Annotated in this window: 21 protein-coding genes and 1 pseudogene; 3 read left to right on the top strand and 19 right to left on the bottom strand. The window is 44.3% G+C overall.

Annotation, left to right across the window (positions count from 1 at the left end; translation table 11 throughout):
- Positions 1–36: 36 nt before the first annotated feature.
- From thrS to NYE49_RS14670, 9 genes are all read right to left on the bottom strand, one after another.
- Positions 37–1,968 (bottom strand): threonine--tRNA ligase, encoded by a 1,932-nt coding sequence (gene thrS, locus NYE49_RS14630; protein WP_047183007.1) that lies wholly within the window; start codon positions 1,966–1,968, stop codon positions 37–39.
- 396 nt (positions 1,969–2,364) lie between these two features.
- On the bottom strand, positions 2,365–3,210 hold the full coding sequence (ytxC, locus tag NYE49_RS14635; protein ID WP_015384337.1) for a putative sporulation protein YtxC: 846 nt from the start codon (positions 3,208–3,210) through the stop codon (positions 2,365–2,367).
- A 78-nt stretch (positions 3,211–3,288) separates the two neighbouring features.
- Complete coding sequence (locus NYE49_RS14640) at positions 3,289–3,930, bottom strand: TVP38/TMEM64 family protein (protein WP_015384338.1); 642 nt, start codon at positions 3,928–3,930, stop codon at positions 3,289–3,291.
- A 33-nt stretch (positions 3,931–3,963) separates the two neighbouring features.
- Positions 3,964–4,899, bottom strand: a complete 936-nt coding sequence (dnaI, locus tag NYE49_RS14645; RefSeq protein WP_014480531.1) for a primosomal protein DnaI — start codon at positions 4,897–4,899, stop codon at positions 3,964–3,966.
- A gap of 27 nt (positions 4,900–4,926) precedes the next feature.
- The gene (dnaB, locus tag NYE49_RS14650; protein WP_015251489.1) at positions 4,927–6,345 is read right to left on the bottom strand and encodes a replication initiation membrane attachment protein DnaB; all 1,419 of its coding nucleotides are present in this window, start codon (positions 6,343–6,345) and stop codon (positions 4,927–4,929) included.
- Positions 6,346–6,459: 114 nt separating this feature from the next.
- Complete coding sequence (nrdR, locus tag NYE49_RS14655; RefSeq protein WP_003223586.1) at positions 6,460–6,918, bottom strand: transcriptional regulator NrdR; 459 nt, start codon at positions 6,916–6,918, stop codon at positions 6,460–6,462.
- Positions 6,919–7,191: 273 nt separating this feature from the next.
- Entirely contained in the window at positions 7,192–7,572 is a 381-nt protein-coding gene (gene speD, locus NYE49_RS14660) for an adenosylmethionine decarboxylase (RefSeq protein ID WP_003223584.1), read from the bottom strand.
- 238 nt (positions 7,573–7,810) lie between these two features.
- Positions 7,811–8,833, bottom strand: a complete 1,023-nt coding sequence (locus tag NYE49_RS14665; RefSeq protein ID WP_003229459.1) for a glyceraldehyde-3-phosphate dehydrogenase — start codon at positions 8,831–8,833, stop codon at positions 7,811–7,813.
- A 205-nt stretch (positions 8,834–9,038) separates the two neighbouring features.
- On the bottom strand, positions 9,039–9,419 hold the full coding sequence (locus tag NYE49_RS14670) for a winged helix-turn-helix transcriptional regulator (RefSeq protein ID WP_003229458.1): 381 nt from the start codon (positions 9,417–9,419) through the stop codon (positions 9,039–9,041).
- A 183-nt stretch (positions 9,420–9,602) separates the two neighbouring features.
- On the opposite strand from NYE49_RS14670, the gene NYE49_RS14675 reads away from it, so the two are divergent.
- Both NYE49_RS14675 and ytbE read left to right on the top strand, forming a co-directional pair.
- Positions 9,603–10,793, top strand: a complete 1,191-nt coding sequence (locus tag NYE49_RS14675; RefSeq protein ID WP_047183008.1) for an MFS transporter — start codon at positions 9,603–9,605, stop codon at positions 10,791–10,793.
- Between the two features lie 23 nt (positions 10,794–10,816).
- Positions 10,817–11,659, top strand: coding sequence for an aldo/keto reductase YtbE (ytbE, locus tag NYE49_RS14680; RefSeq protein WP_047183009.1), 843 nt, complete (start codon positions 10,817–10,819; stop codon positions 11,657–11,659).
- A 39-nt stretch (positions 11,660–11,698) separates the two neighbouring features.
- Here the strand turns inward: ytbE and coaE are convergent, their stop codons facing one another.
- The 10 genes and pseudogenes from coaE to NYE49_RS14730 form a co-directional block, all read right to left on the bottom strand.
- Positions 11,699–12,292, bottom strand: a complete 594-nt coding sequence (gene coaE / locus NYE49_RS14685; RefSeq protein WP_047183010.1) for a dephospho-CoA kinase — start codon at positions 12,290–12,292, stop codon at positions 11,699–11,701.
- 15 nt (positions 12,293–12,307) lie between these two features.
- Positions 12,308–12,958, bottom strand: a pseudogene (gene ytaF / locus NYE49_RS14690) (sporulation membrane protein YtaF); the annotation flags it as partial.
- Positions 12,959–13,106: 148 nt separating this feature from the next.
- The gene (gene mutM / locus NYE49_RS14695) at positions 13,107–13,937 is read right to left on the bottom strand and encodes a DNA-formamidopyrimidine glycosylase (protein ID WP_015714500.1); all 831 of its coding nucleotides are present in this window, start codon (positions 13,935–13,937) and stop codon (positions 13,107–13,109) included.
- Between the two features lie 22 nt (positions 13,938–13,959).
- Positions 13,960–16,602, bottom strand: coding sequence for a DNA polymerase I (polA, locus tag NYE49_RS14700; protein ID WP_014480537.1), 2,643 nt, complete (start codon positions 16,600–16,602; stop codon positions 13,960–13,962).
- A gap of 243 nt (positions 16,603–16,845) precedes the next feature.
- Entirely contained in the window at positions 16,846–18,585 is a 1,740-nt protein-coding gene (phoR, locus tag NYE49_RS14705) for a sensory box histidine kinase PhoR (RefSeq protein WP_047183011.1), read from the bottom strand.
- Positions 18,578–19,300 (bottom strand): two-component system response regulator PhoP, encoded by a 723-nt coding sequence (phoP, locus tag NYE49_RS14710; protein ID WP_014477634.1) that lies wholly within the window; start codon positions 19,298–19,300, stop codon positions 18,578–18,580. Before phoP ends, phoR begins: the two co-directional genes overlap by 8 nt.
- 211 nt (positions 19,301–19,511) lie before the next feature.
- Positions 19,512–20,450, bottom strand: coding sequence for a malate dehydrogenase (gene mdh / locus NYE49_RS14715; RefSeq protein WP_003237775.1), 939 nt, complete (start codon positions 20,448–20,450; stop codon positions 19,512–19,514).
- Between the two features lie 43 nt (positions 20,451–20,493).
- A complete protein-coding gene (icd, locus tag NYE49_RS14720; protein WP_014477637.1) occupies positions 20,494–21,765 on the bottom strand; it encodes an NADP-dependent isocitrate dehydrogenase in 1,272 nt (423 codons plus the stop codon).
- Between the two features lie 164 nt (positions 21,766–21,929).
- Positions 21,930–23,048 (bottom strand): citrate synthase, encoded by a 1,119-nt coding sequence (gene citZ, locus NYE49_RS14725; RefSeq protein ID WP_015483552.1) that lies wholly within the window; start codon positions 23,046–23,048, stop codon positions 21,930–21,932.
- A 333-nt stretch (positions 23,049–23,381) separates the two neighbouring features.
- Positions 23,382–23,846, bottom strand: coding sequence for a DUF441 domain-containing protein (locus tag NYE49_RS14730; RefSeq protein ID WP_004398695.1), 465 nt, complete (start codon positions 23,844–23,846; stop codon positions 23,382–23,384).
- Between the two features lie 96 nt (positions 23,847–23,942).
- Between NYE49_RS14730 and ytvI the strand changes: the two genes are divergently transcribed.
- Positions 23,943–25,058, top strand: a complete 1,116-nt coding sequence (gene ytvI / locus NYE49_RS14735) for a sporulation integral membrane protein YtvI (RefSeq protein ID WP_004399115.1) — start codon at positions 23,943–23,945, stop codon at positions 25,056–25,058.
- Positions 25,059–25,073 lie beyond the last annotated feature (15 nt).

The raw sequence follows: 25,073 nt of genomic DNA on the forward strand, positions 1-25,073 counted from the left end.
AGCATGATCTCTTCAATGAGATCATGCTTTTTTATTTTATTTTTTCGCTTCAGCTACTGCCTTTTTCACAAACTCATCAAGAGAAATCGTTTCAGAGTTCTGTTCTCCGTATTTACGCACGTTTACCGCGCTGTTATCTGCTTCTTGGTCACCGACCACCAGCATGTACGGGATTTTTTGCATTTGCGCTTCACGGATTTTGTAGCCGATTTTTTCATCGCGGCTGTCGACTTCAACACGCAGGCCTTCACGCTGCAGGCGTTCCTGCACTTTTTTCGCGTAGTCTAAATGCACAGCCGGAGAAACCGGGATGACTTGGAACTGAACCGGTGCAAGCCATGTCGGCAGCGCGCCTTTGTGTTCTTCGATTAAGAAGGCAACAAAGCGTTCCATTGTTGAAACGACACCTCTGTGAATGACAACCGGACGGTGCTGCTTGCCGTCCTCACCGATGTATGTCAGGTCGAAACGTTCCGGCAATAAGAAATCAAGCTGAACCGTAGACAGTGTTTCTTCTTTTCCGATCGCAGTTTTCACCTGAACATCAAGTTTAGGGCCGTAGAATGCCGCTTCACCTTCTGCTTCGTAATAGTCGTGGCCGATTTCGTCCATTGCCTCTTTCAGCATGGATTGCGCTTTGTTCCACATTTCATCGTCATCAAAATATTTCTCTGTATCTTCCGGATCGCGGTAAGACAGACGGAATGTGTAATCACTTAAACCGAAGTCTTCATATACATCCTGGATTAAACGGACTGTACGGATAAACTCATCCTTAATTTGATCCGGGCGCACAAAGATGTGTGCATCATTTAACGTCATTCCGCGTACCCGTTGAAGTCCTGACAGCGCACCTGACATTTCATAGCGGTGCATCGTTCCAAGCTCCGCAATACGAATCGGAAGCTCGCGATAACTGTGAATGTCTTGTTTGTAAATCATCATATGGTGCGGACAGTTCATCGGACGCAATACAAGTGTTTCATTGTCCATTTCCATCGGAGGGAACATGCCTTCCTGATAATGGTCCCAATGCCCTGATGTTTCATACAGCTCTTTGCTGCCAAGCACCGGTGTGTATACGTGCTCATAGCCGAGGCTGATTTCTTTATCGACAATGTAACGCTCGATGACGCGGCGGATTGTCGCGCCTTTTGGCAGCCAAAGCGGCAGGCCTTGTCCGACTTTTTGAGAGTTCGCGAACAGCTTTAATTCTTTGCCGAGCTTTCTGTGGTCGCGTTCTTTCGCTTCTTCTAGCATACGAAGATGCTCTTCAAGATCAGCTTTTTTGAAGAAAGCTGTACCATATACGCGCTGAAGCATTTGGTTTTTGCTGTCGCCGCGCCAGTATGCGCCAGCAAGGCTTAACAGCTTAAATTCTTTGATTTTTCCGGTTGAAGGAACATGGACGCCGCGGCACAGGTCAAAGAATTCGCCCTGCTCATAGATCGAAACGGTTTCTCCTTCAGGAATCGCATCCAATAGTTCAAGCTTCAGGTCGTCGCCGATTTCCGCAAAACGGGCTTTCGCTTCTTCACGGCTGACTTCTTTTCGAACGATCGGAAGGTTCGCATTAACGATTTTTTTCATTTCTTTCTCGATTTTCGGCAGATCCTCCGGTGTAATCGCTTCGTCCATTTCTACATCGTAGTAAAAACCGTTTTCGATAACCGGACCGACGCCGAATTTAACATCCTTGTAGATGCGTTTAATCGCTTGAGCCAGCAAGTGAGCCGTACTGTGGCGCATAATTTGAAGACCTTCTTCTGAGCCTTCTGTAATGATTTCCACTGTACCGTCTTCATTGATCGGCGTTCTCAAATCGATTTCTTTTCCGTTCAGTTTTCCGGCTAATGATTTTTTCTTTAATCCCGGACTGATGGATGCCGCGATATCTTCTGTTGTTGTTCCTTTCGCAAACTCCTTGACTGCTCCATCAGGAAATGTGATTTTTACCATATCTGACATCTTTGTCACTCCTTTTTTTGCATATAAAAACCCCGCCCCCTATGAAAGGGACGAGGTTGAATAAACGGAATCGTGGTTCCACCCTTTTTTCCGCAAAGCCAATACACGGCACCTGCGGCTCTAAGCTCTGTAACGGGAGTTCCCGTCAGCCATTACTGTTCCTTTTCAAGAGGTTCACAGCTGAAGTTCAAAGGCGGTAAAGCGAATGGTCCTTAGCTGGGAAGCTTGCAGCCAGGGCTTCCCTCTCTTTGAGCCGGTATCATTCCTTCGTGTCCTTATCAATACGTGTGTCTTTCTTAATCTCCTATGTATTATAAATTGTTCAATCCAAAAAATCAACACGATCGCGTTTCCTTTTTTTAAACCGACAGCCTTATATAAACAGGCTGCCGGCCCTCATCCTTCCGAGTGCTTCACCGGTATTTCTGCATCTGAAAAAGCGTGCAGCGGGAGCATTTCCACTCTCTCTTGAAATACGTTTTGAATGGTCCTTGCCATCATGTGCTCGGGCTGGTCGGTATAAAGCACGACTTCATCAGGCGCAATGGAAATCAGCGGCGCGAGCAAATGAGAATCAATATACATAGGATGATCCCGGACAAATCTCCTGTCTATGTATTTCATTTTTTCCCGTTCCGGCACATAGCGCAGCTCCCATAATGTAAAGGAACCATCATGGACAATATGCACTTTTTTGATTCGCGGCTGTTTGGCGTTTACATAGTCTCTGAGTGTTTGAATAAAGTTTTGATATTCCTGTTCCATCTTATATTCATCAATCGCTGCTTCTGTAATATCTCTCAGCTGCTTATAGTATGATCCAAGTCGGAAGGTCTGAAAGGAGCGAATGTAAAATACTCCTTCCTCTAAACAGATCGTTTGGAGTTCATCCAAAATAGATTGTTTCCGTGAAAGCTTCAGCGGCTCAAACGGAAGGTCGTCTGCTTCACCTTCAATAATACTGTGTGCGAGCTGAAGGATTTGCTGCTGTTCATCCTGGTCCGTGAAACAATACGTTTCCTCAATCAATGACAGCATATGCTCGTCTTCTTTGCATTCCAAAAAAAATTTGACCAGAATCGGCTCCATAAAACGCTGAATAGGAAAAGCCGGATTCGCTTTTTCAATCCCGATTTTTCGTATGCCTTCACGGACAATGATATTGTTCCGATCGTCCGAATGCTGAATGAGATGTAAAAAAGCGGCTGCATCATGGTCATCTTCAAAGATTATTTCAAGCATGTTTGTCCCCCCTTACGGCATCTGTTACAAGTATATGGGGGATGTTTTTAAAATAGACGTAAAGGTCACTGGCAAATCTTAATTTGATTCCTGGAACAAGTTTTGCATTTTCTTTCTAAAGATAAATGGCAGCGAGATAAACACGATATATAGAGCGAGGACAAGAAAGAAAGCTGGCAAATTGCCAGTCAAAAAGCTTGCTCCCAGAACATTCAGCGCAATGGTCCCAGGGATGATTCCTACAGCCGTCGCCGCAAAATACGGCAGCGCTTTGACATTGGAAAGGCCTGCCGCATAGCTGACGAAATCAAAATTGATCGGGAGGATTCTCAAAAGAAAGATATAGAAAAATCCGTTATCCTCCATTTGCTTCTGTATGGCTTCAAGCCTTTCGTAATGCCCGTTCTTTTTCGCCGCAAACAAACCTGCCGCAAAAAACGAAACAGCTGAAGCGCACATCGAACCGAATAACGTATAAAACGTGCCGAGAAGCGGGCCAAACGCAAGTCCGCCAGCTATTGAAATAACAGACACCGGAAATAAAACAAGTGGCCTGACGATGGATATCCCGATAAACATCAGAGGTGCAAAGACTCCGAACGACAATACCCATACCCTGATCTCTTTCGGCGATACATTCAAATATATTTTATTTCCCCAAAAGATTAAACCTGCACCTGCCAGCACTGCCAGCCATTTAAAAGCGGTTTTTCGATTCATACCCTCAGTTCCTTCCCCTTTGAACCGCAGCAGTTACGGATGGCGGCGGTTTTCTCCGTCAAGGCGGATCGGAGCAGCCAAATATAATATCCGCTCCATTAATCTTGCCGCTTTTACTTCTTCCTTTTCCCCCCTTTGCGAATACGTAAAATGATGCTTCAGCTCGTCAGGTGAGAAATTAGAAGAAAAGAAAGTAGGCAGCTGCTGGGACATTCTGTGCTGAAGCACCGTTCCGATGACTTCATCCCTTACCCAGCTTGTCATTGATTCTGCTCCGATGTCATCAAGCATCAATACGGGTGTGGTCTTTACCATATTGAGCTTCTCTTCCAATGTCTGGTCTTGCAGCGAATTCTTAAGCTCTCTCACAAATTCAGGCACATAGACAATCATGGAGGAATACTCTTTTTCCGCCAGCTCATTGGCAATCGCAGCGAGCATAAACGTTTTTCCTACCCCGAATTTCCCGTATAAATATAATCCTTTCCCTTTTCCCGTCTCATTATAGCTTTTCAGGAAGTCTGTAACATGCTGAAACATCGCGAGCCTGCTTGGGTCACTGATATCAACTTGCTGGAACGTCGCTCCGAGAAGATCCTGCTGGATATACATGCTTTTCATAAGAGACTTTTGTTTCTTCTGCTGGTCGAGCTTCCGTTTGACTGGACATTCATAATACTCGATATCAATAGACCGCCCATTGACAACAAGCTTCGGATGGTAGCCCTCCAACAAATTGTTGCAGTTTTCATCTTCCGAACAATAGGAGCAATTCTTGCTTTGTTCGATATATTCATAAAGCTTATTTAAGCTCTTTTCGATCATTTTTTGGTCAATCACTTCTTCGTTTTCCTTTAAAAATGCTTGAACATCTTGATCTTTCATGACTTTTTCCTTCATTTGTTCAAGACGTTTTTGGAAATCCGGCCTGCCGGTTACGCCCTGCAGGGAACGGCCGATTGGTTCCATCTATTCCTTCACCCCGCATCTCTGTCTTTAATAGGCAGAGTATTTTTTCAGTTTTTGCATTTCTTCCATCATCTTTTTCTTCTGTTCTTCCAAATCCTGCGGATGCAGCTTCTGCTGTCCGGATTCTGAATCAGACGCTGTTTCCTTTTCTGTCATCCAATCAGGAAGCTTTTCTTCACGAATCACTTTTTGGTTTCGTTTCGAAGACTTTGTTTTTCCTTCAGCCCATTCAAGATATTGGCGGTTTTCTTCTATTGCGAGCTTCATCGCTTCCCTGACCGTTTTTACCTTTTTGCGTGCCCAATGCGAAGCGATTTTTTGAATATAGTTTTTCGACAGCTTCATGTCGGTTTTCAGCATGACATAATAAATTAACACATTTGTGACGCCTGGCTCGAGCTTCTGTTCGAACATAATTTCTTCTATGATCTTCAGATCAGCTTTTGACGGCTCTGTTCCGTCAGCAATGTCCTGCAGAAGCTTCTTCGGAGAAATCGCCTCCAGCAATGCGATCAGCTTCCCATCTAGAGAATCCTCTTCTGCCGGTTTTTCGCCTTCACGCAGATGCACCGGCTGTGTTTTTTCCACCAAATCGGGCAGCTGTCCGTTTCTTTCAATTTGATACCAGTCGCTCGCCGCTTTTCTTAATGCCTCCGTCGTAATGACGTCACGCTCATCAATTGCGCTCATCACAACATTTTGCATTTGCAAAGGGTCAATTCCGTACAGATAAGAAAGCTTTTTGATTGTGTCACGCACCTGCTGGGTCATCGCTTTTCTCGGTATCATCGTCTCAGAAAGTCCCGCTAAAAACAAATCAAAATCAAACACATCCTCCGTTATGGTGTAGGACGGAGACTGTCCGACAGAAGTATACTCGGACCCCTCGGCAAGCCTTACCGTTTCCTCCATATCGGATGTGAGCTTCCATTCACTCGGCTGCAGCGATTCAAACGCGTGATTAAACGGCCGCGTAATGTCCTTCGCATCTTCTGAAATGGCCGGGTGCGTAAAAAATTGTTTTAATTGCTGATATTTCGTTTTTCCGACTCTATTATACAGAAAAACATTCAGCATTCCGTCTTCAAAAAATTCATTTGGTCTGAGCGGCGGAAGGAGTTCATATATAAAGAGGCGCTCCTGCCGCTCGGATTCTTTCATATATACTTTCAGCAATCCGATGCCCTCGAGCTTCCCCTGTTCCTGATGGATCGTTTTTAAGTTGGACTGTGTCATCCCCATCAGCTGTCTATGTGTGGACTCTCCGCCCCACAGACGGTTTTGTTCAAGCTCTCCCCACAATGTCATATAAAGAGAGAATGCAACAGGGCCGATTAAGGGCTGGTACAGTTGTGTAATAATTTGTCTGTCGATATCCTGCAGCATCGATCTGCTTTTAACCACATACGGGTCTACAGGCAGTACATCTTTCCAATAGTCAGCCATACATTCTCAAACCTTCCGAATTTGTTTCTACCTTTCATTTTACACCGTTTCTTATATCTATCAAATGCCAATTTTGCACATGAGAAAAGAGCTAGAAGAATCCTCTTAGCTCTTTTAACGCTCTTTCTTTATTAAGTCTTTTAATTCATCGATAAAGACGTTTATATCTTTAAACTGCCGATAGACGGACGCGAACCGCACATATGCGACTTCGTCAATCTTAGCCAGCCGGTCCATGACCATTTCTCCGACGAGCTCACTCTTCACCTCGGAGCAGCCTTGATTGCGAAGCTCTTTTTCAATATCAAAGCACATGTCTTCAAGCGTTTTGAGTGAAACAGGCCTTTTTTCACATGCTTTTATGAGGCCGCGCAGCATTTTTTCTCTGCTGAATTCCTCACGCACACCTTCTTTTTTCACGACGATGAGCGGGGTTTCCTCCACTTTCTCAAAGGTCGTAAACCGGTAGTGGCAGGATTCGCACTCGCGTCTTCGGCGAATCGACTTTCCGTCATCCACAGGCCGTGAATCAAGGACTCGTGTTCCGTTATGCTGGCATGAAGGACATTTCAATAAAATCAGCTCCCAACTATATCGTTCCCTGCAATGTATTTTCGGCAGCCTCCGCCTTTTAAAAATAGATGTGACAGCATCTGTCGGGAGAGCCGGTGTTAAATTTGTTTCTTTAGCATTAGGTGGTTTGTGAAAATCTCCTTCTTATTTTACAAAAAAAATGAAAAAAGAAAAAGCTGACACTCTCGTTTCTTTATAAAAATAAAAGGAGCATAAGCTAAAAAGCGCATAATGGCTTTCTAGCTTCAGCTCCCTTTGTGTTCGCAATTTACTTTATAGTACTTTCGCTTGCGCCTGTTTAATCTGCACAGGCCCCATTCCTCTTGGTATTTCAATGTTTTCTCTTGTATCAGCATGTAATGCCTCTGCAATGTAATCAGCAGCGACATTAGGATCTAAGTCTCCACAAGTATAAACATCAATGCTCGCATATCCGTGCTCAGGAAAACTGTGAATCGTTAAGTGTGATTCAGAAATAATCACAACTCCGCTTACGCCTTGCGGTGCAAATTTGTGAAATGCAACCTCGCGCACCTCAGCACCTGATTTTAGAGCAGCATTTACAAACGTTTTTTCAATAAAATCCATGTCATTCAGCTTATCAAAATCGCATCCCCATAGCTCGGAGATAACGTGACGCCCCATTGTTTCCATAGTCATGGACCCCCCTTAACAAGAATTAAAAAGTGAAATTCCAACAACTGGGTCGGCCATTTACCACGGGGGAAAGTTAGTCCGGAGAGGTCCTAACCCTTTAAGTAATTCCGAAACAGTCTCAAGCAAGAAGTTCACGAAAAATAGTATACTGTGTTTAAGTCTAATTTGCAAGGTGCGTTTTTTCAGAAATATGTTGTTAAGGGTTTTTTCTTTAAAATGTGTCCATGACCTTATTTTATACAGCAGACGGATGTTTCATTCGTGCCGCTACATGGCGGATCAGATCAACAACTCTGCAGGAGTAGCCCCATTCGTTGTCATACCACGCCAGCACCTTTACTTTCCTGTCTTCCATTACCATTGTTGTAAGCCCGTCAATGACCGCTGAATGCGGATTCGTATTATAATCAGTCGAAACGAGCGGTTCATCTGAGTAATCAAGTACACCGTACATCGACGTTTTGGCAGCGCGTTTAAATGCCTCGTTTACTTCTTCAGCCGTAACATCCGTTTTCAGATCAACAACGAGATCAACCAATGAGACGTTCGGAACAGGGACACGCAAGGCGAGGCCGTGAAGTTTTCCTTTCAGATGCGGCAGCACAAGCGAAAGCGCCTTTGCCGCTCCTGTTGTCGTCGGAATGATGGATTCACCGCAAGCCCGCGCCCGGCGCAAATCTTTGTGCGGGTTATCAATATTTTTTTGGTCATTCGTATACGCATGAACTGTAGTCATCAGACCGCTCTCAATGCCAAACTCTTCATCCAGCACTTTTACAACAGGCGCAAGGCAATTTGTCGTGCATGACGCATTTGAAATAATGACGTGGCGCTCAGCGTCAAATTGGTCCTCATTTACGCCCATCACAATGGTAACGTCTTCATTTTTTCCCGGAGCGGTCAAAATCACTTTTTTTGCGCCTGCTTCTATATGGCCCATCGCTTTATCTTTAGCATTAAACTTCCCTGTTGCTTCGACGACTATGTCAATATCATATTCCCGCCAAGGCAGCTGTTTTGGATCACGGCTGTTTAACAAAAGCACTTTCTTTCCATTTACGATCAGGCTGTCTTCACCAGCCACAACCTCTTTGTCGTATCTGCCGTGAATTGTGTCATACTTTATTAAATGAGCCAGCGTTTCTGCGGAATAGCTGGCGTTAATGGCCACTACTTGAATTTGATCGTCTAACATCGCTTTTCTAAAAACCATTCTTCCGATTCTTCCAAACCCGTTGATCGCTACTTTTACCTTCATGTTGGACACCCCTTATCAATTATGCCATCCTAATTTGTTACTATCTAAAATTAGTATAACACATTAAAACAAATTCGCCAGTACATATTGATAAAAATCAACGATTATAACGCTAATTTATGATGCATCTTATGTTTTCTTGCACAGAATATCAGGCGTAAGAACCAAAAAGCAGCCAGCGCTCCGCACTGACTGCCCTCATGCTTTATGATTCCTGTTTTAACTTATCATTGAGCACACTTTCTTCTAGCACAGAAAATGTATCCCCGTACACTCTGTTAATATGATTCGCTCCCCAAGCACACAGCATATCTAAAATTCCTTCTAAGCTGCGGCCGTATTCGCTGAGCTCGTATTCCACTTTGGGAGGAACTTGATTATATACGATTCGGTTAATGACACCGTCCGCTTCCAGCTCGCGCAGCTGCTGAGTCAGCATTTTTTGCGTGATATTGGGCATTAGGCGTTTTAATTCGCTTGTGCGTTTTTTTCCGTGCGTCAGATGGCATAAAATGACGCATTTCCATTTCCCTCCAATCACTTCAAGAGTCGCTTCAACAGAAATGTTATATTTTTTCTTCTCCATACAATCCATTCTCCTCATAGGCACTAAAAAGTGACTATAGCACTTAAAAGTACGTACTTTTATTTCTTAACGATATGTTTCATAATCACATTTGCCGGCTGATTTGAATCTGCTCTTTTTTATTTATATAGCTTACTCGGCAGAATTTCAATCATACAACACATCTTACAAAGGAGGAACATCATGACCTCAGCCAATAAAAGCAGTATTCCTGCACTACTAGCTTTGGCCGTAAGTGCATTCGCAATAGGGACAACTGAATTTATCAGTGTCGGCCTTTTGCCGCTCATTGCTGATGACCTGGATATTCCAGTCACGACAGCAGGATTGACCGTTTCCCTTTATGCGCTCGGCGTTACATTTGGGGCACCTATATTAACTTCATTGACCTCAAGCATGTCACGTAAGACACTATTGCTTTGGATCATGTTTATTTTTATTGCCGGTAATACGATGGCAGCAACCGCTTCAAGCATCGGGATTTTACTAGCTGCACGTGTGATATCGGCATTTTCGCACGGTGTGTTTATGTCGATCGGTTCGACAATCGCAGCGGATATTGTCCCGGAAGATAAAAGGGCTAGCGCGATTTCAATTATGTTTACTGGCCTCACTGTGGCAACTGTAACCGGAGTTCCTTTTGGGACCTTTATCGGCCAGCAGTTTGGCTGGCGTTTCGCCTTTATGGTCATTATCGCCGTCGGAATCATTGCTTTCATTACAAATGGCATTCTTGTACCGTCCAAATTACGAAAAGGGACGAAAACAACGATGCGGGATCAATTGAAGCTTGTGACAAACAGCCGGTTATTGCTTTTATTTGTCATTACAGCGCTTGGATACGGAGGAACATTCGTTGTGTTCACGTATCTGTCTCCCCTGCTTCAGGAAGTAACAGGCTTCAAAGCCGGGACTGTTGCAGTGATTCTGCTCGGATACGGAATAGCTATTGCTATCGGCAATATGATTGGCGGAAAGCTGTCAAACCGAAATCCGATTGCCGCTTTATTCTATATGTTTATCGTACAGGCAATTGTTCTATTCGTACTGACATTTACAGCCCCGTATCAAGCAGCTGGGCTCATTACCATTCTCTGTATGGGATTGCTGGCCTTTATGAACGTGCCCGGCCTTCAGGTGTATGTCGTCATGCTGGCTGAGCGTTTTGTCCCGAGTGCAGTTGACGTCGCATCCGCGATGAATATCGCTGCCTTTAATGCAGGGATCGCGCTTGGGTCATACCTTGGCGGTGTGATCACCGATTCAATCGGATTGATTCATACCGCTTGGATAGGCGGATTAATGGTGGTCGGTGCAGTCATTTTAACAGGCTGGAGCCGCTTGATGGAAAAACGAGATCGGCTGGAAGCCTGACAATTTTAAAGGAGGAAATGAACATGACAACACATTTACAAGCAAAAGCAACACTTCATAATGGGATGGAAATGCCTTGGTTCGGCCTCGGCGTGTTCCAAGTGGAAGAAGGATCTGAACTGGTAAACGCAGTTAAAACTGCCATTGTTCACGGGTACCGCAGTATTGATACTGCAGCTATCTATGGAAATGAAGCTGGAGTCGGAGAAGGGATTCGGGAAGGCATTGAAGAAGCAGGCATTTCAAGAGAGGATCTGTTTATTACATCGAAAGTATGGAATGCGGATTTAGGCTACGAGGAAACACTCGCCGCGTTTGAAACAAGTCTGTCCAAACTCGGTCTGGATTATTTGGATCTATACCTCATCCACTGGCCTGTAGAAGGAAAGTATAAAGAAGCTTGGAGAGCGCTTGAAACGCTGTATAAAGAAGGCCGTATCAAAGCGATCGGCGTAAGCAACTTCCAAATTCACCATCTTGAAGATCTGATGACGGCAGCTGAAATTAAGCCTATGATTAACCAAGTGGAATTTCACCCGCGCCTTACACAAAAAGAGTTGATAAGATACTGCCAAAATCAGGGCATCCAGATGGAGGCTTGGTCACCTTTAATGCAGGGGCAGCTTCTGGATCATCCTGTATTGGCTGACATCGCTCAAACATATAACAAATCTGTCGCACAAATTATTTTGCGCTGGGATCTGCAGCATGGCATTATTACGATTCCTAAATCAACGAAGGAACACCGCATTAAAGAAAACGCAAGCGTATTTGACTTTGAATTAACGCAGGATGACATGAACCGAATCGATGCACTGAATGAAAACTTGCGCGTCGGCCCTGATCCGGACAACTTTGATTTTTAATGGCAAAAAACACCGTTCATATTGAACGGTGTTTTTTGATTAAGCCCAGTTGTTCATGATTTCATCAAGCTGCCTTTTGGTCTCTTCAAGCGTGCCGCTGTTATCAATGACTTGATCTGCTCTTGCTGTTTTTTCCTCTAAGGGCATTTGAGAGCGGATACGGCTGACTGCTTCTTCTTCCGTCAGCTGATTGCGCTTCATCAGACGTTCCAGTTGAAGCTCTTTTGTCACACTGACCACAATAATTTTATCTACTAATGATTCCAATTTGCTTTCGAACAATAGCGGTATATCCAATACAACAAATGCCTCCCGATTTGCAACGGCTTTATCACGGCGCTTGAGCATTTCCTGCCTGACTGCGGGATGAACAATTGCGTTTAAAGCGAGACGCTTTTGTTCATTTGTAAATACCAGTGCCCCAAGCTTTTTTCGATCTATATCGCCATTTGGGAGCAGAATGTCTTCACCGAATTCGTCAATGATTTGCCGGTAGGCCGGCATCCCTTTTTCTACCGCTTGTTTTGCAATGATATCTGCATCTATAACTGTTATTCCTTTTTCAATCAGCATATTGGCTACCGTGCTTTTGCCGCTAGCTATTCCTCCCGTTAAACCAATGACTAAGGTCAAGAGATCCACTCCTTTTTACAATTTCCAGAGCCCAATCGTGATTAATAGAAGCCCCGGCAAAAACGCCATTTTATCGATCCATTTCCACTTAGACAGAAAATGGCCGGCATTGATTCCAATTGATACAAACAGCGAGCTCATGATTGCCACGGCAATGCTCATCACAATCGGTGAAAAACCGAGAATGGCTGCGCCTATACCTGCTCCAAAGGCATCAATCGATAAGGCAAATCCCAATAAGACCGCCTCAATTCCATTGATCACACCCGATTTGTCGATATCCGCACTCATGGGTTTTCTCAAAATATGAATCACAATCCCTAATGACCGAACCTCTAAATTAAGCAGTGTTTTTTCATGCAAGAGGTATTCTTTATCTTTTGCCGGTTTGAAAAATTGATACAGAACCCACGCACCGATTCCAACCAATATCAAACCGCCAAGCTTCTCCGTCACATATACAGGAAAAAACTTCGTGAGAAAACTTCCGATCAGCATGGATATAAACATGACAGCACCGGAACAGCAGGCGATAACCAAAATCGCTTTAAACGGTATTTTCATTTTTCTCAATCCGTACGTAAATCCGACTGAAAAACTGTCCAAGCTGACAGCCAACGCCAGCAGCAGTATAGAAACCATTTGCATATCCGTTTCTTCCTTTCTGTTGGTGCTCTTGTATCAGATGTGAAATGCCCGGGATTCATCACAATCATATATATGGGAAAGTGAAAAATCCGTGTTTCGAAAATGGCATCCTCCATTACAGAGTTACTGATATATGCACCGACAGCTTGGACGATGAAGCATTATGCTACTTTTTTTTCTGGCACTTTGCGCAAAAATGCGTGCCTCTTCCTCCAACGACAATTTTCGAAATCATCGTGCCGCAATTTTTGCATGGCTCGTCTTTTTTTCCGTACACAAAATGCTGCAGCTGGAACATTCCGATTTCCCCTTGGGAGTTGATATATGAACGGACTGTGCTTCCGCCCGCATCAATCGCCTCCTGCAGGGTGTTTTTGATTTCAGCGTGAAGGGTTTTGATTGTTTTATCTGATAATTGATTTGCTTTTGTCTCGGGATGGACACCCGCTCTGAAAAGAGCCTCATCCACATAAATGTTCCCTAGTCCAACTACCGTTTTTTGATCCAGTAGGGCAGTTTTGACAGCGCGGTTTGTTTTCGCAAGCCGTTCTTTTAAATACGCACTCGTAAATTCTTCTGCATCCGGCTCCGGACCTAACTGAGAAAGCGGGAGCTCGCCCGCTTCTTCTCCCGGTTTAAATAAGTGCATGGTTCCAAATTTCCGCACATCCCTGTACCGAAGCTGGGTTCCATCCGTCATCGTGAATATGACATGCACGTGTTTATCGTCAGGCTCCTCGGCTTGATGAAGACCGTATTTCCCTTCCATTCGAAGGTGAGAAACCATAACATAATGATCTAAATGAAACAGTAAAAACTTTCCCCGTCTTCCGATGGACTGTATCGTTTCTCCTGCTAGTTTTCGCGCAAATTCCTCCGGTTCGGCAGGCCGTTTGATGATATTCGGCCATCTGATCTCTACCGATTTGATTGTTTTTCCCTTTACAAGCCCGGTCAGAGTGCGCCGGACCGTCTCAACCTCTGGTAATTCCGGCACATCCATCACTTCCTATCTCTGTTTATTTCGCATCGTACCAAGATGGGCCTGATGCAAAGTCCACCTTTAACGGCACATCTAATGCAAGCGCATGCTCCATCACTTCAGGAACAAGCTTTTCAAGAATTTCAATTTCTTCCTTTGGCGCCTCAAAAATCAATTCATCGTGTACTTGAAGCAGAAGCCTTGCTTTCAACTGTTTTTCTTTCAGCTTGGCAGCCATGTCAATCATGGCTTTTTTGATAATATCAGCGGCGCTTCCTTGAATCGGCGTATTCATGGCCGTCCGCTCCGCAAAACTTCGGATATTAAAGTTCCGGCTCGTCAGCTCAGGGATGTAGCGGCGGCGATGCATAAGCGTTGTTACGTATCCTTTTTGCTTCGCTTCCTGTACTGAATCTTCCATGTACGCTTTTACGCCTTGGAAGCTTTCCAGATAGCGGTCGATAAATGCTCCCGCTTCCTTCCGAGTAATGCCGAGGTTCTGTGACAGACCGTAATCGCTGATCCCGTAAACAATGCCAAAGTTGACCGCTTTCGCCTGGCGTCTCATCGCAGATGTCACTTCATCCTTAGCGACATGGAACACATCCATTGCCGTTTTCGTGTGAATATCCATATCATTTGTAAAAGCTTCGATCAGATTTTCATCCTTTGAAATATGGGCAAGCACCCGCAGCTCGATTTGTGAATAATCGGCTGCAAAAATGAGCCAGTCTTTTTCAGACGGCACAAAAGCTTGGCGAATTTTCCGCCCTTCCTCAAGCCTTATCGGAATGTTTTGCAGGTTCGGATCAGTCGAGCTGAGACGGCCAGTTTGCGTTAAGGCCTGGTTAAATCGCGTGTGCACTTTATGCGAATCCGGTCTCGTCACCTTTAAAAGCCCTTCGATATATGTTGATTGAAGCTTGCCAATTTGTCTGTACTGTAAAATATAGTCGACAATATCATGCTTGTCAGCCAGCTTTTCAAGCACATCGGCAGACGTAGAATAGCCTGTTTTCGTTTTCTTTACGACAGGAAGACCGATCTTTTCAAATAAGATGACGCCTAGCTGTTTCGGAGAATTGATGTTAAACGGCTCTCCCGCAATCTCATGGATTTTTTCTTCATATTCCTTCAGCTTCGCACCCAGTTCTTCACCCATCCGTTTTAAACGGTCAACATCGACCTTGACGCCAGTTGATTCCATTTCGCCGAGAATAAGCGCAAGAGGCATTTCCAGCTCTTCAAACAGTTCAAGCTGGTCGTTGTTTTCCAGCTCCTGAACGAGCTTTTCCCGAAGGCTTTGAATCGCTAACGCTTTTCGGCCAAGGTGCTCAGACAGTACGTCTTCTGACGGCACTGCCCGTTTTGCTCCTTTTCCATAAACTGATTCATCACTTGAAACGATATGCAGGCCGTAATCCTTAGCCACACTCGCAACGTCGTCATATGAATTGCCCGGGTTGATGATATAAGCCGCAAGGAGCGTATCAAACTCGGCTCCTTTCAGCTCAATGCCCTGCCAGCGCAAAGCGACAACAGCCCGCTTGCTGTCGAAGACCCATTTCTTCTGGTCGTCATTTTCCACCCATTCTTTAAACACCTCAGACTCAACGGCAGTGTCTTTCGGAATGAAATAAGCTCCCGTTTCATTTACAATCGAAAATCCGAGAATCGGCTCTTCATGATAATTATCGCCAATCTGTTCAACGACAAATGCGGATGGAGAAACCAATATATCGCTTGTCACGTCTGTGACTGTTTTGACATTAATGTCTTCCAACGATTGATCCTGTTCTGCTTCTGCACTGTCTTCTCCAAGCCGTTCAAGAAGCGTGTTGAAGCCAAGATCTTTAAAGATGGCAATGACCTGTTCACGATTAAAGCCTTGATATTCCAGGGCGGAAACAGATACCTCAATCGGAGCATCCGTCATAATTGTCGCAAGCTCCTTGCTCATCAATGCTTGATCCTTGAACTCCTCAAGCTTTTCCTTCAATTTCTTTCCGCTCACCTCGTCAATGGACTCCAGCAGCTTTTCAACCGAATCAAATTGTTTTAAAAGCTTAATCGCAGTCTTTTCTCCGACGCCGGGCACACCCGGGATATTATCTGAGGAATCGCCCATCAGACCCTTCATGTCAATGATTTGTTCAGGCGTAAGCCCGTATTTCTCTTTGACATGCTCCGGTGTGTAAAATTCAACGTCGGTAATTCCCTTTCTCGTAATGGCAACTGTCGTTTTGTCCGTTGCCAGCTGGGTTAAATCCTTATCCCCTGAGAAAACCTTAACTTCAAATCCGTCTTTTTCAGCCGATTTGGCCAGTGTGCCGATAATATCATCCGCTTCATATTGTTCCAGTTCATAGCGGCTGATCTGGTAGGCATCCAGCAGCTCGCGGATAAACGGCATTTGTTCGGAAAGCTCAGGCGGAGTTTTCTGTCTGCCGCCTTTATATTCTTTAAATGTGCCGTGACGAAATGTTGTTTTCCCGGCATCAAACGCAACCAGCATGTGCGTCGGTTTTTCATCCTCAAGCATTTTCATCAAAATCATCGCAAAGCCGTATACAGCATTCGTATGAACACCTTTATCATTGCTTAACAGCGGCAATGCAAAAAACGCCCGGTAAGCCAGACTGTTTCCGTCTACAAGCACTAATTTTTTTCGTTCCGTCATTCAATTTCCTCCTAAGAAGCCTCAGGCTTCCATTCATCTCTTACAAAGTCATTAGCTCCTCTTATTTTAACAAAGTTCAATTTGAAAGGAAAATACGTGAACTATAAGAGAAGACACAAAAAAGGACGGGAACACAAATAGGTTCCCGCCGTCAAAATTGGCTCCTTGGATGAAGGGGTTCTACTACATCCTACCAGCATAGGTTTAACAGTGCATGAAGATATTGTTAAACCTTTGTAAACATTAGGCGGACTTTTCAGCGGCCCGTTTCAGCGTCACGGTAAAGACAGTTCCCCGTCCAGGCTCGCTTGTGACATCAATTTTCCCTTCATGAGCCTCTATTAAATGCTTGACAATCGCAAGGCCCAGCCCTGTTCCGCCCGAATTCCTGCTTCTGTCTTTATCTACGCGGTAAAAGCGTTCAAAGATGCGAGGAATTTCTTCTTTCTGAATTCCGATTCCAGAATCGGCAACCTCAATCTGAATGTCTCTTTCTCTGGGCTTTACATTGATAGCGACGGAGCCCCCCTCAGGCGTGTAGGTTAACGCATTGTTTACGAGATTAAGAAATACCTGTTTCAGCCTGTACGGGTCACCAGATACATATTGAGGGTCTTTCGGGACATTCAGTTGCAAGGAGATGCCTTTCTCATCCGCCTTATGCTTCAGAAGCGTTTCAATCTCACCAAGCATTTTGGCCGGATCAAACGTTTCGATACTGAGCGTGAAATTTTGCTGCTCGATTTTTGAGAGATCGAGCAAATCCTGAACCAAAGACTGAAGCCTTTCGCTTTCCTTAAGAATAATAGAGAGAAATTCAGAAAGCGCCTCTTTATCCTCCATCGCCCCGTCCAATAACGTCTCCGTAAACCCTTTTATGGACGTAATCGGCGTTTTCAGCTCATGAGAAACATTGGCCACAAAATCCTTCCTCATCTGCTCTAATTTCTTTGTTTCCGTCATGTCATGAAAAACGAGCACAATTCCTTTCCATTCATCGTCCGGCCCCATAATCGGAACGCCATCCACTTCAAAATAACGCCGTTCTATTTTGATCGGAAGTCTTAACAGCTTGCATTTCTTTGTCTCCGTCATAAAAATGTCTTCGACAAGCTGGATCACTTCTTCATGTTCAAATGCATCGTGATAAAGACGGCGCAGCATATGATTCGGATTGATATGAAACTGCTTGGCGTAAGACCTGTTTACGAGATTAATAAAGCCTCTTCCGTCGATCATAATCAGCCCGGAGCCAATGTTTTCAATGACTGTCAGCAGCCGATCCCGCTGCATTTCCTGCGTTCGCGTCATTTCCATCAGATCAATGGCAAGGCTGTTCATCGCATGTCCTAGCTTATCAGAACGCCTAATATAGCCGCCGTATGTCCGTGCATCGTAGTTGCCCTTAGAGAGTTCTGTGGCTACATTTGTGGCTGACTCAATTGACCTTTTATAACGTGAGGTCATGCTGGAATAAAAATAAACAATGACGATAAATGCGGTACAAAGACTGGCCGTCAGCATCCCCCACAATTCGCCTTTTAAGCCGTCGCTTTTTTCAGAGGCGGAAAGCAGCACATATCCTGTTTTTTCACCTTCGCTTCTAAGTGAAAGTCCGTAATAAAGCTTGTTATCTGTTGTTGACAGAATCCCCTCATGGCCAGAAACAAGCGCCTGCACTCTTTGGGAATCAGCCGCTCTCCCGTTTGACCCATACAGCACCTTGCCGTCTGTATCGATAACGGATGCGCTCACATCAAGCGCGCCGCCTGCATCTTTAATGATTTTCTCATTTGCTTGATCATTCAGATTGCCGGCATCAAGAAGCGAAGCCAAGTATTTTGCTTCTTTTTCAATGTGTTCCTCTGCTTTCCTTTGATCAGATGTTTCAAAAAGCTGCTGTAAAAACAGCCCGAGGACACAAAACACCAGAATCATACAGACAACGAATACAGAAAAAAGGCGCACACGGTATTTATTCATTCATTTTTGGCTCCTCCAGTTTATACCCCAATCCCCTAATCGTTTTAATGTAGATCGGTTTTTTGGTATTGTTTTCAATTTTGTCGCGAAGATGGCTGATGTGCACATCAACAATTCTCGTATCTCCGGCAAAATCATAATTCCAGACTGCGCTCAGCAACAGGTCTCTCGTCAGAACTCTGCCTTTATGTCTGCCTAAATAGAGCAGCAGTTCGAATTCTTTCGGTGTCAGTTCAAGCTGACTTTCTTTAAAGTACGCTTCATAATGATCAGGCAGGATTTTCAGATCGCCAATTACGATCTGGCCTTCCATTTCATCATTCTTCATCTCACTAGAGGGCGCAGCCATTTCCGAACGCCTTAAAATCGCTTTTACTCTCGCATTTACTTCCCTTGGACTGAACGGCTTGGTCATATAATCATCAGCACCGAGCTCAAGCCCTAATACTTTGTCGAATTCCTCATCCTTCGCTGTCAGCATTAAAATGGGAAACATCAGTTTTTGCTGTCTCAGCTGCTTGCATACTTCGATTCCGTCCAATTTTGGAAGCATCACATCAAGCACAATCAAATCAGGCTTCTCTGTTTCCGCTTTTTTGAGTGCTTCTTCCCCATCCGAGGCGGTAATGACATCATAGCCTGACCGTTCCAAATTGTACTGTAAAAGAGTAACAATAGATTCTTCATCATCCACAACTAAAATTTTCTTGTTCATGCTGTGCCTCCAGTATTATAATTCCCCGACATCCTATTTCTCTATTTTATGTCATCTTAACATGTTTCATGATTTTATTTTAGCGAAAGCAGGACATTCCGACAATTCGCCTTTTACATCATTTTTAAAAGAAATATAGATGTGCATGATAACGCTTTCATTTATAGTAAAAAGAGAAAGGCTGTATTAAGCAAGCCTTTCTCTCTTTTTATTAGGATAATACTTTCATGACATTTTTGACAGATTCAACTGATTTATTCAGCTGCGCTCTTTCATAGTCTGTCAGTTCAAGTTCAATGATTTGCTCAAGACCGTTGCCGCCTACAATTGTAGGAACACCAAGGTAGATGCCTTCATAGCCGTATTCCCCTTCAAGATAAGCAATTGTAGGAAGGACGCGGCGCTGATCTTTCAAGATCGCTTCGACCATTTCTGTCAGAGAAGCCGCAGGCGCATAATACGCGCTTCCGTTTCCAAGAAGATTCACGATTTCGCCTCCGCCTTTTCTAGTGCGCTCCACAATTGCGTCAATCCGTTCTTTCGGAATAAGAGTTTCAAGCGGGATACCGCCAGCATAAGAATAACGCACAAGCGGCACCATATCGTCACCGTGTCCGCCGAGTACGAAACCAGTCACATCTTTCACTGACAGGTTTAATTCCTCTGCCACAAATGTTCTGAATCTTGCCGTATCAAGCACACCGGACTGGCCGATTACACGCTCTTTAGGGAAGCCTGATTCTTTGTACACCGCGTATGTCATTGCATCAACAGGATTTGTCAGCACCACAATAATAGAGTCAGGAGAATATTTCACGATTTCCCGCGTAACGCTTCTCATAATCTTTTCGTTTGTAGAGACCAGATCATCTCTGCTCATACCAGGTTTTCTTGCGATACCGGCTGTAATGACAACAATGTCAGAGCCAGCTGTATCCTCGTAATTGGATGTTCCCGTAATTTTTGCGTCAAAGCCTTGAACCGGGCTTGCTTCAAGCATATCAAGCGCTTTTCCCTTTGTCGGGTTCTCCAATTGCGGAATGTCAACAAGAACAACGTCTGCCAGCTCTTTTTGAGCGATTAAAAATGCAGTTGTAGCTCCGGTAAAACCTGCTCCGATAACAGAAACTTTTTTACGAGTATTTCCCATGTCTCTCTTCTCCTTTATGGCTAGTTTTAGGCTTTTTCCTTGCTTAGTCCATGTTTTTGATCAGTTCTTCTCCGAACTCTGAACATTTCACTTCAGTCGCCCCGTCCATTAATCTAGCAAAATCGTAAGTTACGACTTTAGAAGCGATTGTTTTTTCCATAGATTTGATAACCAAATCAGCCGCTTCGTTCCATCCTAAATGCTCAAGAAGCAGAACGCCTGAAAGAATAACCGAAGATGGGTTTACTTTATCAAGGCCTGCATATTTAGGAGCTGTTCCGTGCGTCGCCTCGAAAATCGCATGTCCTGTTTCGTAGTTGATGTTCGCTCCAGGAGCAATGCCGATTCCGCCGACTTGCGCAGCAAGAGCATCAGAAATGTAATCTCCGTTCAAGTTCATTGTCGCAACGACATCAAACTCGTTTGGACGCGTTAAGATCTGCTGAAGGAAAATGTCAGCAATGCTGTCTTTGATAATGATTTTTCCTGCTGCTTCCGCTTCGCTTTGCGCTTTGTTGGCAGCGTCTTTTCCTTCTTCTTCAGCAATTCGGTCATATTGAGCCCATGTGAAGACTTTATCTCCGTATTCTTTTTCAGCAAGTTCATAGCCCCAGTTTTTGAAGGCGCCTTCTGTGAACTTCATGATGTTTCCTTTGTGAACAAGCGTTACAGATTTGCGGCCATGCTCGATCGCATAATCAATGGCAGCTCTGACCAAGCGGCTTGTTCCTTCTTCTGAAACAGGCTTAATGCCGATACCTGATGTCTCAGGGAAACGGATTTTGTTGACGTTTAACTCATTTTGAAGGAAGCTGATAAGCTTTTGCACTTCTTCAGAGCCTTTTGCATACTCGATGCCTGCGTAAATATCTTCTGTATTTTCACGGAAGATGACCATATCAGTATCTTCAGGGCGTTTTACCGGTGACGGCACTCCAGTAAAGTATCTTACAGGTCTTAAGCAGACGAATAGGTCAAGCTCTTGTCTGAGCGCTACGTTCAAAGAACGGATACCGCCGCCGACAGGTGTCGTTAACGGGCCTTTAATCGCGATGAAATATTCGCGGATCACATCTAATGTTTCAGCAGGGAGCCACTCACCTGTTTTATTATAAGCCTTTTCTCCGGCGTAAACTTCTTTCCATGTAATTTTCTTTTCGCCTTTGTATGCTTTTTCTACTGCTGCTTCCAAAACCTTCGAAGCCGCGTTCCAAATATCAGGACCGGTTCCGTCTCCTTCGATAAATGGGATAATCGGGTTGTTTGGTACGTTTAATACTCCGTTAGAGACTGTAATTTTTTCACCTTGTGCCACAATAAAAACCTCCCAGTATGTAATTCATATTTAGAAAACATTTTATTTTTCTTAAATAGAAAACAAAATGATTTTTCCCAACATTCAATTTAAAGTGTAACCCAATTTTGATGTTCTGAACAAGAGGCTAACCTCATTGACGCAAGCCAGCCTCCAATGGTTCTTTAGGCTCTTTCTTCAATCGGAACGAATTTTTGTTTGTCAGGGCCTGTGTAATCTGCACGCGGGCGGATCAGACGGTTGTTGTCATACTGCTCAAGAATATGAGCGAGCCAGCCGGACATTCTGCTTACAGCAAAAATCGGTGTAAACAAATCATGGTCAATACCGAGGCTGTGATATACAGAAGCCGAATAGAAATCAACGTTAGGCGGAAGCTTTTTCTCTGATGTGACGATGTCTTCTATAAGAATCGACATCTCATACCATTTGCTTTCGCCTGTCAGGTTGGTCAGGCGCTTGCTCATTTCTTTCAGATGCTTCGCGCGCGGATCACCATGCTTATACACACGGTGGCCGAATCCCATGATTTTTTCTTTCTTTTCAAGTTTAGCGCGGATGTACGGCTCAGCATTTTCCACTTCACCGATTTCTGTCAGCATTTTCATAACGCCTTCATTCGCTCCGCCGTGAAGAGGCCCTTTCAGCGCGCCGATTGCTGCAGTAATGCCTGAATAGATGTCAGAAAGTGTTGCGACGCAGACCCTCGCTGTGAACGTTGACGCGTTCAGCTCATGGTCAGCATGTAAAATCAATGCTTTGTTGAAGGCTTCAACTTCAATTGGTGAAGGCTCTTCACCGTTTAATGTGTAAAGAAAATTCTCCGCAATACCGTAATCTTCTCTCGGTTCAACAGGCTCAAGACCCTTGCGAATTCTGGAAAACGCTGCAACCAGGCCAGGCACCTTTGCCTGAAGGCGGATCGCCTTTCTGTAGTTGGCTTCCGGGTTCATGGTATCAGCCTCGCTGTCTAGCAGGCCTAGTAATGAAATTGCTGTCCGAAGAGCAGCCATGGGATGAACATTTTCGAGGGAATAAGATTTGAAGTGCTCAATAATTTCTTGCGGAACGGCAGCTTCCTTTGCAAGCTGCTGCTTTAACTCTTCAAGCTCTTTTTTGTTTGGCAGCCTTAGATGCCAAAGCAAGTAGATGATTTCTTCAAAACTTGCATTCTCTGTCAAATCATCGATATCATACCCCACATATGTAAGGGTATCATCAATAATAGAACTAACAGATGATGTTGTTGCTACAACCCCTTCAAGACCGCGTGTCGCTGTCATATATAACATCTCCTTTTCAATAAATTTCCCCTTTAAGAGTGTTGTAAAAACATGAGGCTTACTTAAAAAGCACGATGCAAGTATTTCTCTCCCCCAAAAAGAAAATGCTTACATTTTACTGGCTGCTGGTACTAAAACCCTTTGCTTATGAAAGAACATAACAAATTCTTATAAGCTTATTTAAGTTTAAGCCTATTCTCATTATAAACAATAATCAGACATTTGTTAAATGTTTACCTATAATTTTTTTTTTCATTCTGTGATTTCCCCGAAAAAACGCCTTTATTTGCGGGTTTTTGCATACAAAAAAAGCGGCTTTAAGGCCGCTTTTTTTTATGAAGTGAACAGTTTTACGATCTGCATGGCTAAATAAGCAATCCCCGCTCCGATCAGCGGTCCCACCGCAACTCCACCAAAAAGCGCGACTGCAAGAATGGTCCCGATCACGAGAGCAGTTGTAATATGCGGATCATTTTCAAGCAGGGTCAGGCCGTTTTTTGCAATCAGCGCCACTGCGATCCCCGCTCCAAGGGCGATCCATGCGTAGGAAGACCGCATTGCTTCTCCAAGCTGCTTAAATCCGATTTCTCCCGTGGCAATCGGGACAAGAACGGCGATGGTAATAATGGTCACACCCCAGTTAATGCCTTTTGACTGGATGGTCGGAAATAATTTCTGATCAAGTCCAACGATTTTGATGATCAAAAGGACGGATACAGCAAAGAGCAATGATTGGTTTTTTGCGATAAGTGCGATGGCCAAGAGTAAAATTAAAAATAAATTCGCTTGTGTAAACACATGCCATCCCTCCTTTAAGATGAATGTATTCATATTCAGCAACAGCGTGAATACATATAAAAAATAGGACATGCTGACGAGAGGAGGACCGTTTTCGTGAATCAATCTTATATCACTATTTTTTTCAGAACCCTCTTTGTCATATCAATGACCGCAGGGTCGATAGCTGCGGCCTATTATTCGTTTCCGTTAACTTATCCGTTCCTGATCGCCCTTATTCTTTCATCAGTGATTCATCCTGTTGTCGATTATTTGGACAAAGTGACAGGATTCCCCCGAACGATAAATGTTCTGGGCGTTCTTGCTTTTTTTCTGCTCGCAGCCTTCGGTGTGCTCACCATTCTGGTAGCCGAAATCGTAACGGGAACAGCCTATCTAGCAAAAACGCTGCCTCCGCATATCAGCACGTTTATTTCATATTGCGAAAAATTGTTTACAACTCATATTCAGCCGCTCTATAACGAGTTAACTCTTTTGTTTCAAGAATTGGAAACGAACCAGCAGGCTTCCATCGTCACTCATATCCAGACACTCGGTGATTCTGCCGCTAAAAATGCCGGGCTCCTGCTGTCCCACATTCTAGAGATGATCCCGAGATTTTTCGCTCTTCTTCCCAATACGGCGGCGGTTCTGATTTTTTCTCTTCTGGCAACCTTTTTTATGACAAAGGATTGGCATAAGCTGAAAGCCATGCTTGTTTTAATTCTGCCGGATCGTGTGACAGCTAACAGCAAAGCGATCAGCAGCGAATTAAAAAAAGCAATGACTGGTTTTATCAAAGCACAAGCCGTCCTCGTTTTCATCACGATGGTGATTGTATTTATCGGCCTTTCTCTCTTAAAGGTTGAACACGCCGCAACAATTGCTTTTTTAATCGGGCTTGTAGATCTTCTCCCTTACTTAGGTGCCGGCTCCGTATTTGTGCCCTGGATTTTGTATTTATCGATTACGGGCCAGCTGCCCCAAGCGATCGGAATTGGTATCCTGTACCTCGTCGTTCTTATTCAGCGGCAGCTGACAGAGCCCAAGATACTAAGTAAATCTATCGGGATCGATCCGCTGGCAACGCTCATCGCCCTGTTTGCCGGCTTTAAATTATTCGGGTTTTTAGGACTGATTGCGGGACCGGCTGTACTCGTCATCATCCAAGCTTTCATCACAACAGGCGCATTAAAAGAAATATGGTCCTATATCACCGTTCAGCAAAAATAAAACGGCAGCCGTTTT

Origin of the sequence: Bacillus sp. FSL L8-0358 (assembly GCF_038593095.1) — a bacterium.
GTDB classification, from domain to species: domain Bacteria; phylum Bacillota; class Bacilli; order Bacillales; family Bacillaceae; genus Bacillus; species Bacillus subtilis.